This window comes from Nocardia vaccinii NBRC 15922, assembly GCF_001613305.1.
GTDB lineage: Bacteria > Actinomycetota > Actinomycetes > Mycobacteriales > Mycobacteriaceae > Nocardia > Nocardia vaccinii.
On record NZ_BDCC01000012.1, the window covers coordinates 404,252 to 422,402 of the forward strand.

15 protein-coding genes are annotated in these 18,151 nt (G+C 66.0%); 5 read left to right on the top strand and 10 right to left on the bottom strand.

Features of this window, described 5'->3' with window-relative positions:
* Window positions 1-69: 69 nt before the first annotated feature.
* From NV1_RS10415 to NV1_RS10425, 3 genes are all read left to right on the top strand, one after another.
* Complete coding sequence (locus NV1_RS10415) at window positions 70-1,299, top strand: acyl-CoA dehydrogenase family protein (protein ID WP_067888429.1); 1,230 nt, start codon at window positions 70-72, stop codon at window positions 1,297-1,299.
* 15 nt (window positions 1,300-1,314) lie between these two features.
* The gene (locus tag NV1_RS10420) at window positions 1,315-2,439 is read left to right on the top strand and encodes an acyl-CoA dehydrogenase family protein (protein ID WP_067888432.1); all 1,125 of its coding nucleotides are present in this window, start codon (window positions 1,315-1,317) and stop codon (window positions 2,437-2,439) included.
* A gap of 168 nt (window positions 2,440-2,607) precedes the next feature.
* Entirely contained in the window at window positions 2,608-3,447 is an 840-nt protein-coding gene (locus NV1_RS10425) for a DUF72 domain-containing protein (protein WP_067888435.1), read from the top strand.
* An 82-nt stretch (window positions 3,448-3,529) separates the two neighbouring features.
* Here the strand turns inward: NV1_RS10425 and thpD are convergent, their stop codons facing one another.
* The 6 genes from thpD to NV1_RS10455 form a co-directional block, all read right to left on the bottom strand.
* Window positions 3,530-4,420, bottom strand: coding sequence for an ectoine hydroxylase (gene thpD / locus NV1_RS10430; protein WP_067888438.1), 891 nt, complete (start codon window positions 4,418-4,420; stop codon window positions 3,530-3,532).
* A 15-nt stretch (window positions 4,421-4,435) separates the two neighbouring features.
* The gene (locus tag NV1_RS10435; RefSeq protein WP_067888441.1) at window positions 4,436-4,831 is read right to left on the bottom strand and encodes an ectoine synthase; all 396 of its coding nucleotides are present in this window, start codon (window positions 4,829-4,831) and stop codon (window positions 4,436-4,438) included.
* A 2-nt stretch (window positions 4,832-4,833) separates the two neighbouring features.
* The gene (ectB, locus tag NV1_RS10440) at window positions 4,834-6,093 is read right to left on the bottom strand and encodes a diaminobutyrate--2-oxoglutarate transaminase (protein WP_067888444.1); all 1,260 of its coding nucleotides are present in this window, start codon (window positions 6,091-6,093) and stop codon (window positions 4,834-4,836) included.
* Window positions 6,090-6,557 (bottom strand): diaminobutyrate acetyltransferase, encoded by a 468-nt coding sequence (gene ectA / locus NV1_RS10445; RefSeq protein ID WP_245713653.1) that lies wholly within the window; start codon window positions 6,555-6,557, stop codon window positions 6,090-6,092. The genes ectB and ectA overlap by 4 nt, the downstream gene beginning before the upstream one ends.
* Window positions 6,558-6,745: 188 nt before the next feature.
* Window positions 6,746-7,810, bottom strand: a complete 1,065-nt coding sequence (locus tag NV1_RS10450; protein WP_067888447.1) for a HAMP domain-containing sensor histidine kinase — start codon at window positions 7,808-7,810, stop codon at window positions 6,746-6,748.
* Entirely contained in the window at window positions 7,797-8,507 is a 711-nt protein-coding gene (locus NV1_RS10455) for a response regulator transcription factor (protein ID WP_067888450.1), read from the bottom strand. The genes NV1_RS10450 and NV1_RS10455 overlap by 14 nt, the downstream gene beginning before the upstream one ends.
* 539 nt (window positions 8,508-9,046) lie before the next feature.
* Here NV1_RS10455 and NV1_RS10460 point away from each other — a divergent pair.
* Entirely contained in the window at window positions 9,047-10,255 is a 1,209-nt protein-coding gene (locus tag NV1_RS10460) for a L,D-transpeptidase (protein ID WP_067888453.1), read from the top strand.
* A 68-nt stretch (window positions 10,256-10,323) separates the two neighbouring features.
* On the opposite strand, the gene NV1_RS10465 is transcribed toward NV1_RS10460, so the two are convergent.
* Genes NV1_RS10465 through kdpF form a run of 4 tightly spaced genes read right to left on the bottom strand, consistent with a single transcriptional unit; the run spans window position 10,324 to window position 15,304 of the window.
* Complete coding sequence (locus tag NV1_RS10465) at window positions 10,324-11,274, bottom strand: potassium-transporting ATPase subunit C (protein ID WP_067888456.1); 951 nt, start codon at window positions 11,272-11,274, stop codon at window positions 10,324-10,326.
* Complete coding sequence (gene kdpB, locus NV1_RS10470) at window positions 11,274-13,430, bottom strand: potassium-transporting ATPase subunit KdpB (RefSeq protein ID WP_067888459.1); 2,157 nt, start codon at window positions 13,428-13,430, stop codon at window positions 11,274-11,276. Before kdpB ends, NV1_RS10465 begins: the two co-directional genes overlap by 1 nt.
* The gene (kdpA, locus tag NV1_RS10475; RefSeq protein ID WP_067888462.1) at window positions 13,427-15,106 is read right to left on the bottom strand and encodes a potassium-transporting ATPase subunit KdpA; all 1,680 of its coding nucleotides are present in this window, start codon (window positions 15,104-15,106) and stop codon (window positions 13,427-13,429) included. The genes kdpB and kdpA overlap by 4 nt, the downstream gene beginning before the upstream one ends.
* The gene (gene kdpF / locus NV1_RS42015) at window positions 15,107-15,304 is read right to left on the bottom strand and encodes a K(+)-transporting ATPase subunit F (RefSeq protein WP_084525237.1); all 198 of its coding nucleotides are present in this window, start codon (window positions 15,302-15,304) and stop codon (window positions 15,107-15,109) included.
* Window positions 15,305-15,602: 298 nt separating this feature from the next.
* On the opposite strand from kdpF, the gene NV1_RS10490 reads away from it, so the two are divergent.
* Complete coding sequence (locus NV1_RS10490) at window positions 15,603-18,143, top strand: ATP-binding protein (RefSeq protein WP_067888468.1); 2,541 nt, start codon at window positions 15,603-15,605, stop codon at window positions 18,141-18,143.
* The last annotated feature ends 8 nt before the right edge of the window (window positions 18,144-18,151 follow it).

The window sequence follows — 18,151 nt, forward strand, 5'->3', positions numbered from 1 at the left end:
ACGACCATTTGCGTTCAGTGGGGAACAAATGAGAAGGTAGAGCTCCACTTATCGACCAAGGAGTTCTTCGTGGATCTGGACTGGTCACCCGCCGATCTGGCGTTTCGCGACGAGGTACGAGACTTCCTCGACGAGCATCTGACCCCCGAGATACGCCGCGCCGGGCGCCTGGCGACCAGCGTGTACCCCGACCACGAGGCCAGCATGCAGTGGCAGCACATCCTGCACGCCCGCGGCTGGGCCGCGCCGGCCTGGCCGGTGAAGCACGGCGGATGTCCGTGGAGCCTGACGCAGCACTACATCTTCGAGCGCGAGTCGACCCTCGCGGGCGCACCGCTGCTGTCCCCGATGGGCATCCGGATGGTTTCGCACGCGATCATCGCCTTCGGCACCGAGGAGCAGAAGAACTACTTCCTGCCCGGCATCCTGACCGGCGAGGTGTTCTTCTGCCAGGGCTACTCCGAGCCCGAGGCCGGTTCGGACCTGGCCTCGCTGACGATGGCCGCGGTCTCGGACGGCGACGACCTGATCGTCACCGGCAGCAAGATCTGGACCACCCACGCCACCGAGGCGAACTGGATCTTCGCCCTGGTCCGCACCTCGAAGCTGGAACGCAAGCAGCAGGGCATCACCTTCCTGCTGATCGATATGAACACCCCCGGCATCCAGGTGCGCCCGCTGGTCATGACCTCCGGCGAGCAGGTGCAGAACCAGGTGTTCTTCGACGCGGTGCGGGTGCCCAAGGCCAATGTGCTGGGCCGCATCGACGACGGCTGGACCGTGGCCAAATACCTGCTCAACTTCGAGCGCGGCGGCGCGATGGGCCCGGGGCTGCAGGTCATGGCCGAATCCCTTGCCGCCCATGCGGTCTCCCAGCCCGGCCCGAACGGCGATGCGCTGCTGGATGATCCGGCGTTCGCGGCCAAGCTGGCCGATGTCCGCATCCGCGCGGATGTGCTGGAGATCCTGGAATACCGCACCATGTCGGCGATTTCGCGCGGTAAGGATCCGGGCCCGGCCGCCTCGACGCTGAAGGTGCTCGGCACCGAACTGAGCCAGCAGCTCACCGAACTGATCCTGGAGGCGGCCGGCCCGCGCGGCCGCGCCTATCAGCCGCACGCCGCGATGCCAGGCGGTCCGGTGGCCGACTTCGTACCGCCCGCCGACGGCTACCTCAGCGGCGAGGAATGGCAGGCGGCCGCGCCGCTGCGCTATTTCAACGACCGCGCCGGATCGATCTACGCCGGCAGCAACGAAATTCAGCGCAACATCATCGCCAAGGCCGGCCTGGGCCTGTGACGGACGGAATCTGATATGGACTTCGAATACACCGCAGAACAGCAATTGCTGCGCGATACCGTCACCGAATTCCTGGCGGCGCGATACGACCTGGACAAGAGCCGGTCCGCGGCGCGGGTCGGAATCGGCTGGCAGCCGGAGATCTGGCGCGCCTTCGCCACCGAGGTCGGCATCCTCGGCGCGGCACTGCCCGAACAGGTCGGCGGTTTCGACGGCGGACCGGTCGAAACGCTCATCATCGCCGAGGCGTTCGGAGGGGCGCTGGTCGTGGAACCCTACGTCGACACCGTCGTGGTCGGCGCGGGTCTGCTGCGGCGGGCCGGTGGCGCACGCTCGGAAGAGCTGCTGCGCGGCATCGTCTCCGGCGAGGTGATCACCGCCCTGGCCGCCCTGGAAGCCGATTCGGGCTACAACCTCGCGAAGGTCTCTACCACTGCCCGCCGCGACGGGGACGAGTGGGTTCTCGACGGCGCCAAGACGGTCGTGACCAGCGCTCCCCTGGCCACCCACCTGCTGGTGACCGCGCGCACGCCCGATTCGAACGGGGTGTCGCTGTTCCTGGTGGAGGCCGGCGCGGCCGGGCTCACCCTGAACTCCTACCGCACCATCGACGAGCGTCGCGCGGCGGACGTCACGCTCGACGGCGTGCGCGTCCCGGCCGAGGCGCTGCTGGGATCGGAAGGAGCAGCGGACGATTCGCTGTCCACCGCCGCCGACGAGGCGATCGCGGCGATCGCGGCCGAGGCGGTCGGCGCGATGCGCCGAGTACTGGCCGACACGGTCGAATACGCCAAGCAGCGACGCCAGTTCGGCGTGCCGATCGGGAGTTTCCAGGTGTTGCAGCACCGCATGGTGGATATGCACCTCGAACTCGAACAAGCTGTCGCCGCAACGTATCTGGTGACTCTGAAGCTCCGTGCGCCGAAGGACGAACGTGCCCGCGCCGCGGCCGCGGCCAAGGCCACGATCGGCCGCGCGGCCCGCTTCCTGGGTCAGAACGCGGTGCAGTTGCACGGCGCGATGGGGATGACCGAGGAACTCGCGATCGGCCACTTCTTCAAGCGGCTCACCGCGATTCAGTTCGAATGGGGCACCACCGACCAGCACATCGCACGCTACGCCGCGCTGACCCGCCCCTGATCCGGCCCTGCCGGGCTCAGGGCGGAGCCGACGACGCCGGACCCCGCGGATGGGCCGGATCCGGCGTCGTCACTCGGTCGAGATCGCCTCGCGGGTGCACGGGCCGCCCTGACGCGATGCCGGAAAACGGATTCCGGTCCCCGGGCCCTTACGCGCTAACGTCGACGGATGCGATTGTCCGTGGGATGTGCGCAGTGGACGCACACCGCCTGGCAGGAGCAGCAGCCCGATCCGCGGGAACGATTGCGCGGCTACGCCGGTTGGTGCACTGCCGTGGAGACCAACACCACCTTCTACGCGATTCCGGCGCGTACAACCGTGGCGTCCTGGGCCGGCCAGACCCCGCCCGAGTTCCGCTTCGTGGTGAAATTACCGAGGGTCATCACCCATGAGCGCCGGATGAACGGGGCGGAGACCGAGCTGAACGCCTTCCTCGCCGCGATCGAACCGCTCGGCCCGCGGGTGCACGCGCTGTGGGTGCAGCTGCCCGCCTCGTTCGGGCCCACCGATCTCGGCGTGCTGGCCGGATTCCTTCGCCAACTCCCTCGCGAGCGCCGCAGCGCCGTGGAGGTCCGCCACCCCGCGTTCTTCACCGAAGAGCGGGCCGCGCGGCAGTTGGAGTACGTCCTGAACCGCGTCGGCGCGGAGTGGATACCCTTCGACACCACAACGCTTTTCGCCGCCCGCCCGATCAGCGCGGGTGAGCGCGAGGCGTGGGGCAAGAAGCCACGCCTGCCCCGTCGCGATCGGGCGCTCACCGAATTCCCGATCGTGCGTTATCACGGCCGCGACGATGCCGAGGCCACCGTCGCGGGCTGGCAGCCCTGGGCCGATGTGGTAGCCGACTGGTTGCGAGAAGGCCGCTCCCCCACGGTTTTCGTGCACACCCCCGACAATGCCGCGTCGCTCGAACTGGCCCGGCGCTTCCATGAACAGATGCGCACCCTCGTACCCGGGCTCGAACCGCTGCCCAGGCCGCCGGAGACGTCCCCCATGACGTTGTTCTGACCGAATCACGGTGCCCCCGAACAGCAGAATGCCCTTCCCGCCCGAGATGTTCAGGGCGAGAAGGGCATTCGGCGCGCGAGAATCAGCGAACGGGATCGAAGTCCCGTGCCGCGATGTACGTCGGCCGCGGCCTCGGCGCGGCATACGGTGCCACGAGCGTGTTCTCGACACTGTTGAACACCAGGAAGATGTTCGAGCGCGGGAACGGGGTGATGTTGCTGGCCGAACCGTGCATGATGTTCGAATCGAACAGCAGAGCCGAGCCACGCGCACCGGTGAACTGGGCGATGCCGTACTTCTCGGCCATCTCGGTGATGTGCTCGTGCGAGGGCACACCGATCCACTGCTCCTGCAACGATTCCCGGTAGTAGTCGGTTGGTGTGGCGCCCTGACACGGCACGAACGTGCGGTGCGAGCCGGGCATCAGCATCAGACTGCCGTTGAACGGGTAGTTGTCGGTCAGCGCGATGGACAGGCTCACCGCCCGCGGCGCGGGCATCCCGTCCTCGGCATGCCAGGTTTCGAAGTCCGAATGCCAATAGAATCCGGTGCCCTCGAAACCCGGCATGTAGTTGACCCGGCTCTGGTGGATGTACACATCCGAACCCAGCACATGCCGTGCCAGCTCGATGACGCGGGGATCGCGCACCAGCTCGGCCACCTTGGGGCTGATCCGGTGCACCTCGAAGATCGACCGCACGCGGTTCGACTTCCTCTCGACGATCACCCGTTCATCCGATCGCAACTCCGGATCACTCGCGAGTCGGTCGATTTCGGCGGAAAAGTCCGCGACCTCGGCGGTCGTGAGCAATTCGTCGATGATCGAGTACCCGTCCGATTCGAAGCTCGCCAACGATTCGAACGCTCCCGACTCCGGCCCGCCCCACACCGTGGGGTCGAGCCGGTCCACCACCGCCTCCGGCGACGGAGTACGGGTCAGGTAGCGATCGATTCCATTGTCGGCCAACGTCATCCGGCAGATTCCTCCTTATAGATCCGGAACGGTGACCAAGGGATAGACACCGTTCTCGTCGTGCACCTCCTGGCCCGTTACCGGCGGGTTGAACACACACAGCATCCGCATCTGCGTACGGGTCTCGACACGATGGCGTTCGTGCCCATTGAGCAGATACATGGTGCCGGGGGCCAAGTCGTAGGTCTTGTCGTTGGTGAGGTCGTAGAGCTTGCCCTCGCCCTCGACAACCCAGACCGCCTCCACATGGTTCTGGTAGTGGAAGACGTGTTCGGTGCCGGCCTGGATCGTAGTCTCGTGGAACGAGAATCCGACACCGTCACCACCCAGGATGATGCGCTTGCTGCGCCACTGTTCCTGCCCGACGTCGCGGCTGGTACCGGTGATTTCAGCAGTGGTACGAACGATCATTTTCAGCGGCCTTCCCGGATGGTGTGCACGGCGTCGGTGATGATCTTCAAGCCGTGGTCGAGTTCGTCATCGGTGATGGTCAGCGGCGGAAGCAGCTTGATCACCTGGTCCTCGGCGCCGGAGGTCTCCACGATCAGTCCCTTCTCGAAGGCGACGCGGCAGACCTTACTCGCCTGCGAGGCATCCTCGAAGACCAAACCCTGGACCAGACCGCGACCGCGAGTGCTGATTCCCGCGTGCGCGTCGGCGAGCGCGCCGAAGGACTCGCCGATCCGCTCACCCTTGCGACCGGTGGACTCCTCGAGCTTTCGGTCGGTCCAGAAATGCTCGAGCGAAACCTTCGCGGTCACGAATGCCGGATTGTTGCCGCGGAACGTGCCGTTGTGCTCGCCGGGCGCCCACTGGTCGAGCTCGCGGCGCATCAGCACCAACGCCAGCGGCATACCGTAACCGCTGATCGACTTGGACAGCGTCACGATGTCGGGAGTGATGCCCGCGGTCTCGAAGGAGAAGAACGGGCCGGTGCGACCGCAGCCCATCTGCACGTCGTCGACGATGAGCAGGATGCCCCGCGCCGCGCACAGTCCGGCCAGCGCGCGCAGCCATTCGTGCCGCGCGACATTGACACCACCCTCGCCCTGCACGGTTTCCACGATCACCGCGGCAGGCTTGTCCACGCCGGAGGAATTGTCGTCCAGGACGCGCTCCATCCAAGTGAAGTCCGCGCCGTCGACATAACCGTCGTAGGGCATCGGATTCACGTGTACCAGGGGCACTCCCGCACCCGCGCGCTTGGCGGCGTTACCGGTCACCGACAATGCGCCGAGAGTCATGCCGTGAAACGCGTTGGTGAAGTTGAGAATTGTGGTGCGGCCGGTGATCTTCCGGGCCAGTTTCAGCGCCGATTCCACGGCGTTCGCTCCGGTGGGCCCGGGGAACTGAACCTTGTAGTCCAGCCCGCGCGGCTCCAGCAGAATCTGCTCGACCGCCTCGAGCAGTTCCCGCTTCGCAACGGTGGACATATCCAGTCCGTGAGTAATTCCGTCACGTGCGATGTAATCCAGCAGCGCCTCTTTGAGGACCGGGTTGTTGTGCCCGTAGTTCAGCGCGCCCGCGCCCGCGAAGAAGTCCAAGTATTCCCGGCCGCTTCCGTCGCGAAGCCATGAGCCCTGAGCAGTGTCGAACAATGTGGGCCATGCCCGGCAGTATCCGCGAACATTCGATTCCAGCGACTCGAAAATTGTCAGTTCGGCGGTGGTCATCCGTGATCCTCCGTGATGTGATCGCCACTGTTTCGCAGCGGCGAGATCCGGTACAGGTCTTCGGGCTCGTGCCCGTCCGGAAAGTCTTCGGGTGCGAACAACGACTCGCGACTCAGCTGCGCGCCACGTCGGCGTGCGAGTGAGGCGAACATCGCCACTGATGCCTCGTTGTCCGGCGAGACCGTGGTCTCGAGGGTCGAAATACCATGTTCTGCTGCATCATTCACCAGGTGATCGAGCATCGCCACGCCGATCCCGCGGCCGCGGAAGGCGTGGTCGACGGCCACCTGCCAGACAAAAACCACCTCCGGTGCTTCGGGACGCAGATATCCGGTGACGAAACCCGCGATGTCACCGTCGATTTCGGCGACAACCGATGTGGATCGAAAATCCCGGCACCACAGGAGATACGCATAGCTCGAATTGGCATCCAGTACCCGGGAATCCACCGCGATCCGCCACATGGTGGCGCCGTCGCCGATTCTGGGGGAACGAATCACCACCGAGGAATCGGTATGGCCCCGGCGGATGCTGTCTTCATCGGAATGCGAAATCGAAGTGGTGCTCCGCGTTCGTGTCTGCATCACCTCTATAGGCTTCCCATCGAACTTTGAGCCAACCCGGTCCGTTACTTTACGGTTGTGTTACAGGATTATTTTCCGTGAGTTTCGTCACTCGACGGCATAGTGACGACGAATCGCGCGCCACCGCCCGGACGATCCTGGCAAACGACGTTTCCGCCATGCGCGGCAATGGTTTCCGCGACCAGCGCCAAACCGATCCCGGTTCCGGTTCCCGAACGCCGAGTCCGGCGGACCGTGACGAAACGATCGAATATGCGTTCGCGATCCTCCGGCGCGACGCCCGGCCCCGCGTCGTCGATCGTAATGACCACGTCATGTCCCACCGGCCCCGCGGTGATCGCGACGGCGCCGCCACCGTGCCTTTCGGCATTCTCCAGAAGATTCACCAAGGCACGTTCGAGCTCGAGTTTGCGGCCGATTACGGTGGCATCCGCCGACACGGTCAACAATTCGGGTTGATAGTGCAACTCATCGAGGGTGTGGGTCAGCAGATCGCGCACCGACAGCGGTTCGGCGTCCGCGCGGTGTATCCGCGCCTCGGCGCGGGCCAATGCCAGCAGATCGTCCAGCAACCTGCGCAGATGCTCGAGTTCGGCCCGCACCAGCCCCAACGCCCGGCGCGAGCGTTCGGACAGTTCGTCCTCGTGCCGGGCCATCACCTCGACGCTGGTGGTCAGGGTGGTCAGCGGGGTGCGCAACTCGTGGCTGACATCGCCGACCAGCCGATGTTCCCGATCGATGCGGCGTTGCAGCGAATCCACCATGGCGTTGAAGGTGTCCACCGTCGGCGCGAGATCGGGATCGTCGGTATCGGGCAGGCGGGTGCCCAGCTCACCCGAGGCGATCTTGGCCGCGGTGCGGGTGACCCGCTGCAACGGTTCGAGCAACCGCCGGCTCAGCCACAGCCCGACGATCGCGCCGATCGCGGTGCCCAGCACCGCACACGCGATCAACGCCATCCAGACGCCGCGGTCCAGGGCCGACACGGCGACCGCCAGCACCGAGGAGACCAGGCCCGCGGTCAGGGCGAAGGCGATGACCGCGCGTCCGCGCAAACTCTGACGTCGGGGCAACACCCGCCGGCGACGCGGCGGCAGTTCGGGGGTGGGTCGGCTGAGATCAGCGCCGCACATCGAGTCGGTAGCCGAGCCCGCGCACGGTCACCACGATGACCGGATCGGACGGATCGCGCTCGATCTTGGTGCGCAACCGGCGCACGTGCACGTCCACGATCCGCTCGTCACCGAAAAACCCCCGGTCCCAAACTCTTTCGAGCAGGACACTGCGCGAGAGCACCCGCCCCGGAGTCTCGGCCAGCTCGCACAGCAGCCGGAATTCGGTGAGGGTGAGATGCAACTCCTCCTCGCCGCGGCGCACGGTGCCGCCCTCAGGCGACAGGATCAGCGGCAGGTCGGGATCCGCATCCAGCACCAACTCCTGGGGAGCCTGCGGCTCGATCATCTGATTCGCCCGCCGCCGCAGCGCCCGCATCCGGGCGGTGATCTCCTTGATCTCGAACGGCTTGGTCACGAAGTCGTCGGCGCCGGCCTCCAGCGCGGCCACCACGTCGTGGGTGTCGTCACGCGCGCTGACCACTATGATCGGCACGTCGTGATCGCGGCGGATCTCCCGGATACAGGTGAATCCGTCCATGTTGCCGAGCATCAGGTCCACGATCATCACATCGGGCGCACCGTTGTCGCGCAGATGTTCGAGGGCGCCCTCGGCCTCCTCGGCCTCGGCTACGTCGTAGCCCTCGTCCTCCATGGCCAGTCGCAGCGCGTCGCGGACCCGGTCGTCGTCCTCCACGATCATCAGGTTCGCAGTCATATTCCAATCCCTAGCTGGCACGCGGCGAGGGCGCCCTTCGGCTCGGCATCCTCTTCGGGCAACGCATATGTGGATACCCAAGACCGCGTGAAGTAAACGTAGGGCAATCCGGCCGCGGCCATCAACCACCCGGTCGCCGGAACGACGGGCTGCGAAACCGTTATGGGCCTGTTACATTGACGTTTGCCGCCGAACGACTGCGACGTGATTGATGCCACAGCAGGTCACAGTCACGACGTGGGAGGACCGAACCGACCGACACCTCAACCCCGTGCCACCGAGCGTGCGCTCAAAAGTAACGGGGTACCCCACAACTGCATCCGGAAACATTCGGCAATCACCGCGATGTGCTGCCGCTCTCGCGCGCCCCGTAAGCTGGTCGGCGAACAGTTCGGCGATGGTGCGCAGCGGGGGCGAAGGCCCGCGCTCGCACGGGCAAGCGCAGGAGACACACAATGTCAGGTCGCCCAGTATGGAGCGACAGCCTCACAGGCGTGCGGTACCAGGGCGGGGCTCGTAGCAAACTCATTCGATTCGGTATGGGCAAGGGCGGTATCGCGCTGTGCCTGATGCTTGCGGTGGCGCTGCTGGCCGCATGCTCGTCCTCGCCGGGTTCCTCCTCGAAGGCGGGCCCGGGGTCGAGCGCACCCGCGGCCAAGATCTCGGTCACCCCGGGTGGCGGCAACAATGTGGACCCGCTCGGAAAGATCGAGGTCAGCACCTCACAGGGGCAACTGACCTCGGTCACGATGACGAACGAGAACGGCAAGCAGATCGACGGCATCTACACGCCGGACAAGACGGCTTGGAAGCCCTCGGCTCCGCTGGGCTACAACCACACCTATTCGGTCGCCGCCCAGGGCGTCACGGTGACCGGACCGATTCCCGAGGCCAAGACCTCGTTCACCACGCTCACCCCGAGCAATCAGACCAAGGCGTACCTGACCACCACCGGCGGTAAGGAGATCGACGGCGGGACCTACGGCGTCGGGACCGTCATCGTCGCGCACTTCGACGAGTCGATCCCGGACAAGGCCGCCGCGGAGAAGAAGCTCTCGGTGACGGCCAATCCCCCGGTGCAGGGCTCCTGGTACTGGCTCGACGACCGCAACGCGCACTGGCGGCCGGAGAAGTACTGGGCGCCGGGTACGAAGGTGACGGTGCAGGCCAACATCTTCGGCGCACAGCTGGGCGACGGTCTGTACGGGCAGGAGAATTCCAAGGCCTCGTTCACGATCGGCCCCTCGCACGTGTCCATCGCCGACGACAACACCCACCAGGTGCAGGTCTTCGAGAACGGCAAGCTGATCCGCACCATGCCGACCTCGATGGGTATGGGCGGCACGCAGGTCGTCGACGGTAAGACGATCTACTTCTGGACCATGCCCGGCACCTACACGGTGATGGGCAGGGGCAATCCGGTGATCATGGACTCCTCCACCTTCGGCCTGCCGGTCAACTCCCGGCTCGGCTACAAGGAGGCGATCAACTGGGCGACCCAGATCAGCGCGGACGGGATCTACCTGCACCAACTGGATTCGACTGTCTCGGCCCAGGGTGTGCGGAACACCTCGCACGGCTGTCTGAACCTCAACGAGACCAATGCCCAGTGGTTCTACAGCTTCTCCCTCCTGGGCGACGTGGTCGAGGTGCACAACACCGGCGGCCCGGCGCTGCAGGTCTGGGACAACGGCGACTGGACCCTGCCGTGGAACCAGTGGCTGCAGGGCAGTGCACTGAGCAAGTAAGTTGATCCGGAAAAGCCGAGGCCGCCTTCGTCATCCGATGAAGGCGGCCTCGCCCTTCCGGGCGGTATTCAGCCTCGGAAAGGGTATTTGCGGTCCAAATCGAGGTTGAGCTGCAGGACGTTGACCCGCGGCTCGCCCAGGAAGCCGAGATCACGGCCCCGGGTGTGCGCGGCGACCAATGCTCGCACCTGATCCTGGGAGATGCCACGAGCTTTGGCCACCCGCGCGACCTGGATGTTCGCGTACGTCGGGGAGATATTCGGGTCCAGGCCCGAGGCGGAGGCCGTTACCGCGTCGGTGGGTACGGGGGTATCGGCCGAGGCGTTGCCTCGGATCGGCACGATCTGCCCGATCGAGTAGTCCTGCCCCGGCTTGGCAGACTGCACAGCGACGCCCTCGTAGAACGCCAGAAACGGGGTTTTCGTGGTGCGCGAATCCTCGTTCACGCTGATCACCGCGGTCGGATCGGTCACCGTTCCGCGTGAGTCGCGCGGGCCCATGACCGCCAAGACCGCGCCGACGCCGCCGGAGGTGCAGAACGGGCGGCTGCCGTCCACGCCCTCCAGCGCGCCCACGGCCATACTGCGCGAGCACACCGTGGACAGCAGCGACAGCTTATTGCCCTTGGGATCCTTCGGGTCCAGGGTGTCCACGATGCTCTCCGGGCCCATATTTCCGAACGTGGAGCTTGCCGGGTCGTAGCCGTCCGGGATGGCACTGGCGCCGGTGGTCGGATCGGCCGCGGGCGTGGCATTGGACGGACGCGTCTGGAAATACTGCACCTTCGCATCGCCCTTGCCGTCGGTGAACGCCTGCCCGATCAGGCTGCTGCCCACCACCTTTCCGTTCTGCTCGACCAGCGAACCCTCGGCCTTGTCGTGCAGGCCCGGCAACTGGGCGACCACGAAAACCACCAGCGGATAGGCGATTCCGAGAATCACCGTCATGACCAGCAGCGCACGTAGCGCCGCGAGGTGCTGTCTGATCCAGGTCGACTGTCTTGTCGAAAAAGCACGCATCAGGACATCCCGGGGAAGAATTGAATGATCAGGTCGATCACTTTTATGCCGATGAACGGGGCGATGATGCCGCCCAGGCCGTACAGGGACAGATTGCGGCTCAACAACTTCGACGCACTCGAAGGCCGATAGTTCACCCCGCGCAACGCCAGCGGGATCAGCGCGACGATGACGAGCGCGTTGAAGATCACCGCCGACAGAATCGCGGACTGCGGACTGTGCAACCGCATGATGTTGAGCACGTCCAGACCCGGGAACAGCGAGACGAACATCGCCGGGATGATCGCGAAGTACTTGGCGATATCGTTGGCTATCGAGAACGTGGTGAGAGCGCCACGGGTGATCAGCAGTTGCTTGCCGATCTCGACGATCTCGATCAACTTGGTCGGATCCGAATCCAGATCGACCATGTTCCCGGCCTCCTTGGCCGCCGAGGTACCGGTGTTCATGGCAACCCCGACGTCGGCCTGGGCCAGTGCGGGCGCGTCATTGGTACCGTCACCGGTCATGGCGACCATCCGGCCGCCCTCCTGTTCCCGCCGGATCAGCGCCAGCTTGTCCTCGGGCGTGGCCTCGGCGAGGAAGTCGTCCACACCGGCCTCGTCGGCGATCGCCTTGGCGGTCAAGGGATTGTCGCCGGTGATCATGACCGTGCGGATGCCCATCGCGCGCATCTCGTCGAAACGCTCGCGCATACCCTGCTTGACGACGTCCTTGAGGTGAATGACGCCGAGCAGTCGCGCGGCACCGTTCTGCACCTCGCCGACGACCAGGGGCGTGCCGCCGGACGCGGAAATCCCGTCGACGGTTTGCCCTGATTCCGCTGGAATCGTTCCCCCCTGTGAGCGCACCCACTCGGTGACCGCACTGGCCGCTCCCTTGCGCAACTGGTGCCCATCGGACAGATCCACCCCCGACATGCGGGTCTGCGCGGTGAACTCCACCCAGGTCGCGCCCGTCAGCTCACCGGCGGTGCGCTCACGCTTGCCGAAGGCCTGCTTGGCATACACCACGATCGAGCGGCCCTCGGGCGTCTCGTCCGCGAGACTGGAAAGCTGTGCGGCATCAGCCAATTCGTCCGCGGACAGGCCCGGCATCGGCACGAAGTCCGAGGCCTGGCGATTGCCGAGGGTGATGGTGCCGGTCTTGTCCAGAAGCAGAGTGTTCACATCGCCCGCGGCCTCGACCGCACGTCCGGACATGGCCAGTACGTTGCGCTGCACCAGGCGGTCCATCCCGGCGATGCCGATGGCCGACAGGAGCGCGCCGATCGTCGTCGGAATCAGGCACACCAGCAGCGAGACCAGCACGATACCGGTGACACCGTTGGCATCGAGCGTCTGATTGTCCGCGACGCCGGGGTTGTTGGCCTTCGAGAAGATCGCCAGCGGCTGCAGTGTCGCGACCGCGAAGACGAAGATGATCGTCAACGCAGCCAGCAGGATGTTCAGCGCGATCTCGTTCGGCGTCTTCTGCCTGCTCGCGCCCTCGACCAACGCGATCATCTTGTCGATGAACGAGGCCCCGGGTTCCTGGGTGATCCGCACGACGATCCGGTCCGAGAGCACCATGGTGCCGCCGGTCACCGCGGAACGGTCACCGCCGGATTCCCGGATCACCGGCGCGGATTCACCCGTGATGGCCGATTCGTCCACGGACGCAATGCCTTCCACGACATCGCCGTCACCCGGAATGACCTGGCCGGCCTCGACGACCACATGGTCGCCGCGCCGCAGTTCCGGCGCCGGGACACTCTCCTCGACCACACGGGCGCCGGGAGACCAGTTCACCAGTCGCCGGGCGACGGTGTCGGTCTTGGCCTTTCGCAACGTATCGGCCTGCGCCTTGCCGCGTCCCTCCGCGACCGCCTCGGCGAGATTAGCGAAAAGCACGGTGAGCCATAGCCATACGACGATCGCCCAGGCGAAGAAGGTCGGATGGACCAGGGCCAGAACCGTGGACCAGACCGCGCCGATCTCGACGATCAGCATGACCGGATTGCGCCACAGTGAGCGCGGATCGAGTTTGCGCAATGCGTCCGGCAGCGATTTCACCAGCATCTTCGGGTCGAACAGGCCAGCCGAGACCCGAGACTTGCCGGCCTCGGCCTCCTCCGGTGCGAACGCCGCACTCTGATCAATGGTTGGAGTGGTCATGACTGGTGGATTCCTTCGGCGAGCGGCCCGAGCGCCAGCGCGGGCAGGAAGGTGAGGGCGACCAGGATGATCGTCACTCCGGTGACCATGCCGACGAACAGCGGCCGGTGGGTGGGCAACGTACCCTCCGAGGCGGGCGTGCGGCCCTGTGCGGCAAGGGATCCGGCCAGCGCGAGGACGACGATGATCGGCACGAAGCGGCCGAGGACCATGGCCAGTCCGAGCGCGGTGTTCCACCACGGGGTGTTGCCGCTCAGACCCGCGAAGGCCGAACCGTTGTTGTTGGCGGCCGAGGTGAAGGCGTACAGCACCTCGGACAGTCCGTGCGGCCCGGTATTGGCCATCGACGCGCGTTCCCCCGGCAGGGCCATCGCGACGGCGGTTCCGGTCAGCACGATCAGCGGCGTGGTCAGGAAGTAGGCGGCGGCCAGCTTGATCTCGTGCGGATTGATCTTCTTGCCGAGATATTCCGGCGTGCGACCGACCATCAGACCGGCGACGAACACCGTGATCACCGCAAGGATCAACATGCCGTACAGACCCGAGCCGGTGCCGCCCGGCGCGACCTCGCCCAGTTGCATATTGAACATCGCCATCATGCCGCCGGTGCTCGTCAACGAGTCGTGCGCCGAATCGACCGCACCGGTCGAGGTCAGTGTGGTGGCAGTGGTGAAGGTCGCCGAATCCGAGACACCGAACCGGGTTTCGATACCCTCCATGGCCGCCCCCACCGCCGTCGGCACGGTGCCGTGGTGGTGCAACTGGAAGAAATTTGTCAGGACCACGCTGAACACGGCCAGCGAGGCCATCACCGAGACGATCGCAAAACCGTGCTTCTTGCTGTCCACCATTCGGCCGAAGGTGCGCGGCAGCGAGAAGCTGATCACCAACAGCAGGAAGATCTCGACGAAATTCGTCCACGCCGTGGGGTTCTCGAACGGGTGCGCGGAGTTCACATTGAAGAATCCGCCGCCGTTGGTACCGAGTTCCTTGATGACCTCCTGGCTGGCAACCGGGCCACCCGGCAGTGCCTGCGTGCCCGTGTTGGCGACCGTGGTCGCCGTCTGCGACCACACATGGAAGTTCTCGATCACACCGCCGCAGATCAGCACGATCGCGAAGACGAACGCAATGGGCAACAGGATCCGGATGATCCCCCTCACGAGATCAACCCAGAAGTTGCCCAGATCGCCGGTACGGTGCCGGGCGAATCCGCGGACCAGGGCGATCGCCACCGCCATGCCGACTGCGGCGGAAACGAAGTTCTGCACGCCCAGACCACACATCTGCACGACGTGTCCCATCGTGCTCTCACCGGCATAGTTCTGCCAGTTGGTGTTCGTCACGAAGCTGATAGCGGTGTTCCAGGCCAGATCGCCGGTCATCTTGGTGCTCGGGTCGGCCAAGTGCAGCGGTAGGTGTCCCTGTGCCAGCTGCAGGAAGAACAGGAACAGCACGCCGACCGCCGAGAAGGCCAGCACACTGCGGGCGTACACGGCCCACGTCTGCTCGACCCCGGGATGCACACCGATGAGGCGGTAGATGACGCGTTCGGCCCGGGAGTGCTTCTCGCCGGAGTAGACCCGATACATGTAGTCGCCGAGTGGTACGTGGACCACGGCGAGCGCGAGGACGAGGGCCGCCACGAAGACGATCCCCGCAGTGGTCGTGTTCACCTAGAACCTTTCCGGGTACAGCAGGGCCGCGACCAGGTAGCTCGCGATTCCGACAGCCAGGACGAGACCGATGATGTTCTGCGTCACAGCCGTTCGACTCCCCGTTGGATGAGCCCGAGCAGGGCGAAGATCGCCACGGTCAGAACCGTGAACACCACGACAGACATGAGTCGAACCTTTCTCGGACCAGCGGCGCATACGAGTGCGCCGTTGTGAGTCAAGCGTCCGAGTGGTGTGTTTACGAGGGCCCTTGACGCCTTCTTAGCGCCCGGGGCGGCGGCCTTGACGGGTCACTTACGGGCGGCTTCCGACGAGCCGCCGAAGGGCGTAAAGGTCCGGGTCCGAGCCGTCAAGAAAGCGTCAATTCGCCGGTCGATCGGTGTGGCGACGGTAGACAGGTAGGGCCCCGGCCGCACATTCTCCCGGCCGTTTTCTTCGCACCACCCGAGGAGAGGTCCATGCCGGACCGTGCCGCAACAGCGCCCCACCAGCCACGATGATTCCGACGCGAGATGATGGACGCGTGAAACGCGGCCGGCTACGCATCTACCTCGGCGCCGCGCCGGGCGTGGGCAAGACCTTCGCCATGCTCGGCGAGGCACATCGGCGGCTGGATCGCGGTCGTGACGTGGTCGCCGCGGTGGTCGAAACGCACGACCGGAGCAAGACCGCCGCGCTGCTGGAGGGCATCGAGCGCATCCCGGCGAAGACGATGTCCTATCGCGGTGCGACGCTGACCGAACTCGACGTCGAGGCGGTGCTGCGCCGCGCGCCCGCGGTGGTGCTGGTCGACGAACTAGCGCATACCAACGTGCCCGGCTCGAAGAACGACAAGCGCTGGCAGGACGTCCACGAACTGCTCGCCGCCGGAATCGATGTGATCTCCACGGTGAACGTGCAGCATCTGGAGAGCCTCAACGACGTGGTCGAACAGATCACCGGCGTCGTACAGCGAGAAACCCTGCCGGACTGGGTGGTTCGCGGCGCGGATCAGGTCGAGCTGGTCGATGTCACCCCGGAAGCGTTGCGGCGCAGACTCTCTCACGGCAACGTCTATGCCGCCGATAAGGTCGACGCGGCATTGCGCAACTATTTCCGTACCGGAAACCTCACCGCGCTGAGGGAATTGGCGCTGCTGTGGCTGGCGGACCAGGTCGACGCGGCCTTGGCGAAATATCGCGAGGACCACCGGATCACCGATACCTGGGAGGCCCGCGAACGCGTCGTCGTCGCGGTCACCGGCGGGCCCGAATCGGAGACCATCGTGCGCCGGGCCGGCCGCATCGCCGCAAAATCCAGCGCGGAACTGATCGTCGTGCACGTGGTGCGCGGCGACGGCCTGGCCGGGGTGTCCACCCAGCGGCTGAACCGGCTGCGCGAGCTGGCCACCGGTCTGGGCGCGAGCCTGCACACCGTGACCGGTGCGGACGTACCCACGGCACTGCTGGATTTCGCGCGCGGGGTCAATGCCACCCAGCTGGTGCTGGGCACCTCCCGGCGCTCGCGCTGGGCCCGCATGCTCGACGAGGGGATCGGCTCGACCGTGGTGCAACTGTCGGGCAGGATCGATGTCCACATGGTCACCCACGAGGAGTCCAATCGGCGATTTCGCTGGTCGTCGCTGATGCCGCCGGAACGCAAACTCTCCTCCTGGCTCGCGGCGCTGCTGGTGCCCGCGCTGATCACCGCGATCTGCTACTACTTCCTGGACTCGCGCCTGGATCTGGCCGGGGAAAGCGCGCTGTTCTTCGTCGGCGTGATCGCGGTGGCCCTGCTGGGCGGCGTCGCACCGGCCTCGCTCTCCGCGGTCCTGGGCGGACTGCTGCTGAACTGGTTCTTCGTCTCCCCGCGCTACAGCCTGACCATCGCCGAGCTGAACAACTTCCTCACCATCGTGGTGATGGCGATGGTCGCCGTCGCGGTGGCCGCGCTGGTCGACATCTCCAAACGACGGGCCAGTGAGGCGCGCACGGCGTCGCGTCAGGCGGAACTGCTCACCCTGTTCGCGGGTGCGGTGCTGCACGGCGCGGACCTGCCCGATCTGCTCGAACACGCCCGCGAGACCTACGGCCAGCGCGCGGTCGCCCTGTACAGCGACGGCGAGGTGATCGCCTGTGTCGGTACGGATCCCGCCCGCCGGGTGAGCGATGCGGACACCGCCATGGAGGCCGGTGACGATCAGCACTGGCTGTTGCTCAACGGTCGCTCGCTCACCGCCGCCGATCGCGTCGTGCTCGGCGCGGTGGCCAACCAGGCGGCCGGGCTGGTCCGCCAGCGCCGCCTCGCCGACGAGGCGCAGGCCGCGGCCGGAGTGCTGGCGGCCGACCGGCTGCGCCGCGCATTGCTCTCAGCGGTGAGCCATGATCTGCGCACTCCGCTCGCGGCAGCCAAGGCCGCGGTATCCAGCCTGCGCAGCGACGACGTGGAATTCTCCGCCGAGGACACCGCCGAACTGCTGGAGACAGTCGAGGAATCGATCGATCAGCTCACCGGACTGGTCGGGAATCTGCTCGACTCCTCGCGATTGGCCGTCGGGGTGGTCGCCCCGCGGCTCGAGCCGGTGTATCTGGAGGAGGTTGTGAACCGCGCGGTGGTCGGCGTCGGCATGGGTACGCGCGGATTGCGCCGCGCGGTGCACGACCGGGTGAAGGTGGAGGTCGGCGACGTCGAGGTGCTCGCCGACAGCGGTCTGCTGGACCGCGTCCTGGCCAATCTGATCGATAACGCCCTGCGCTACTCCCCCGCCGAGACGCCGATCCGGGTGACCGCCGAGCGCACCGGGGACCGGGTCTCGCTCACGGTCGTCGACTACGGTCCCGGCGTGCCGACGGGGCTCGAGGACCAGCTGTTCGACCCGTTCCAGCGGCTCGGCGACCGGGACAACTCCACCGGAGTCGGCCTCGGGTTGTCGGTGGTGCGCGGATTCGTCGAGGCGATGGGCGGCAACGTGCACGCCGAGCCCACCCCGGGCGGGGGCCTGACCGTGGTGATCGATCTACCGGCCGTTCGGCAGGAAGGACAGGAGGAACTCGGGTGACGATACCG

Coding starts and splice junctions, on each gene's coding strand:
- NV1_RS10420 (WP_067888432.1), top strand. CDS start 1,315: ATGGACTTCGAATACACCGCAGAACAGCAATTGCTGCGCGATACCGTC.
- NV1_RS10425 (WP_067888435.1), top strand. CDS start 2,608: ATGCGATTGTCCGTGGGATGTGCGCAGTGGACGCACACCGCCTGGCAG.
- thpD (WP_067888438.1), bottom strand. CDS start 4,420: ATGACGTTGGCCGACAATGGAATCGATCGCTACCTGACCCGTACTCCG.
- NV1_RS10435 (WP_067888441.1), bottom strand. CDS start 4,831: ATGATCGTTCGTACCACTGCTGAAATCACCGGTACCAGCCGCGACGTC.
- ectB (WP_067888444.1), bottom strand. CDS start 6,093: ATGACCACCGCCGAACTGACAATTTTCGAGTCGCTGGAATCGAATGTT.
- ectA (WP_245713653.1), bottom strand. CDS start 6,557: ATGTGGCGGATCGCGGTGGATTCCCGGGTACTGGATGCCAATTCGAGC.
- NV1_RS10450 (WP_067888447.1), bottom strand. CDS start 7,810: ATGTGCGGCGCTGATCTCAGCCGACCCACCCCCGAACTGCCGCCGCGT.
- NV1_RS10455 (WP_067888450.1), bottom strand. CDS start 8,507: ATGACTGCGAACCTGATGATCGTGGAGGACGACGACCGGGTCCGCGAC.
- NV1_RS10460 (WP_067888453.1), top strand. CDS start 9,047: ATGGGCAAGGGCGGTATCGCGCTGTGCCTGATGCTTGCGGTGGCGCTG.
- NV1_RS10465 (WP_067888456.1), bottom strand. CDS start 11,274: ATGCGTGCTTTTTCGACAAGACAGTCGACCTGGATCAGACAGCACCTC.
- kdpB (WP_067888459.1), bottom strand. CDS start 13,430: ATGACCACTCCAACCATTGATCAGAGTGCGGCGTTCGCACCGGAGGAG.
- kdpF (WP_084525237.1), bottom strand. CDS start 15,304: ATGCGCCGCTGGTCCGAGAAAGGTTCGACTCATGTCTGTCGTGGTGTT.
- NV1_RS10490 (WP_067888468.1), top strand. CDS start 15,603: ATGATTCCGACGCGAGATGATGGACGCGTGAAACGCGGCCGGCTACGC.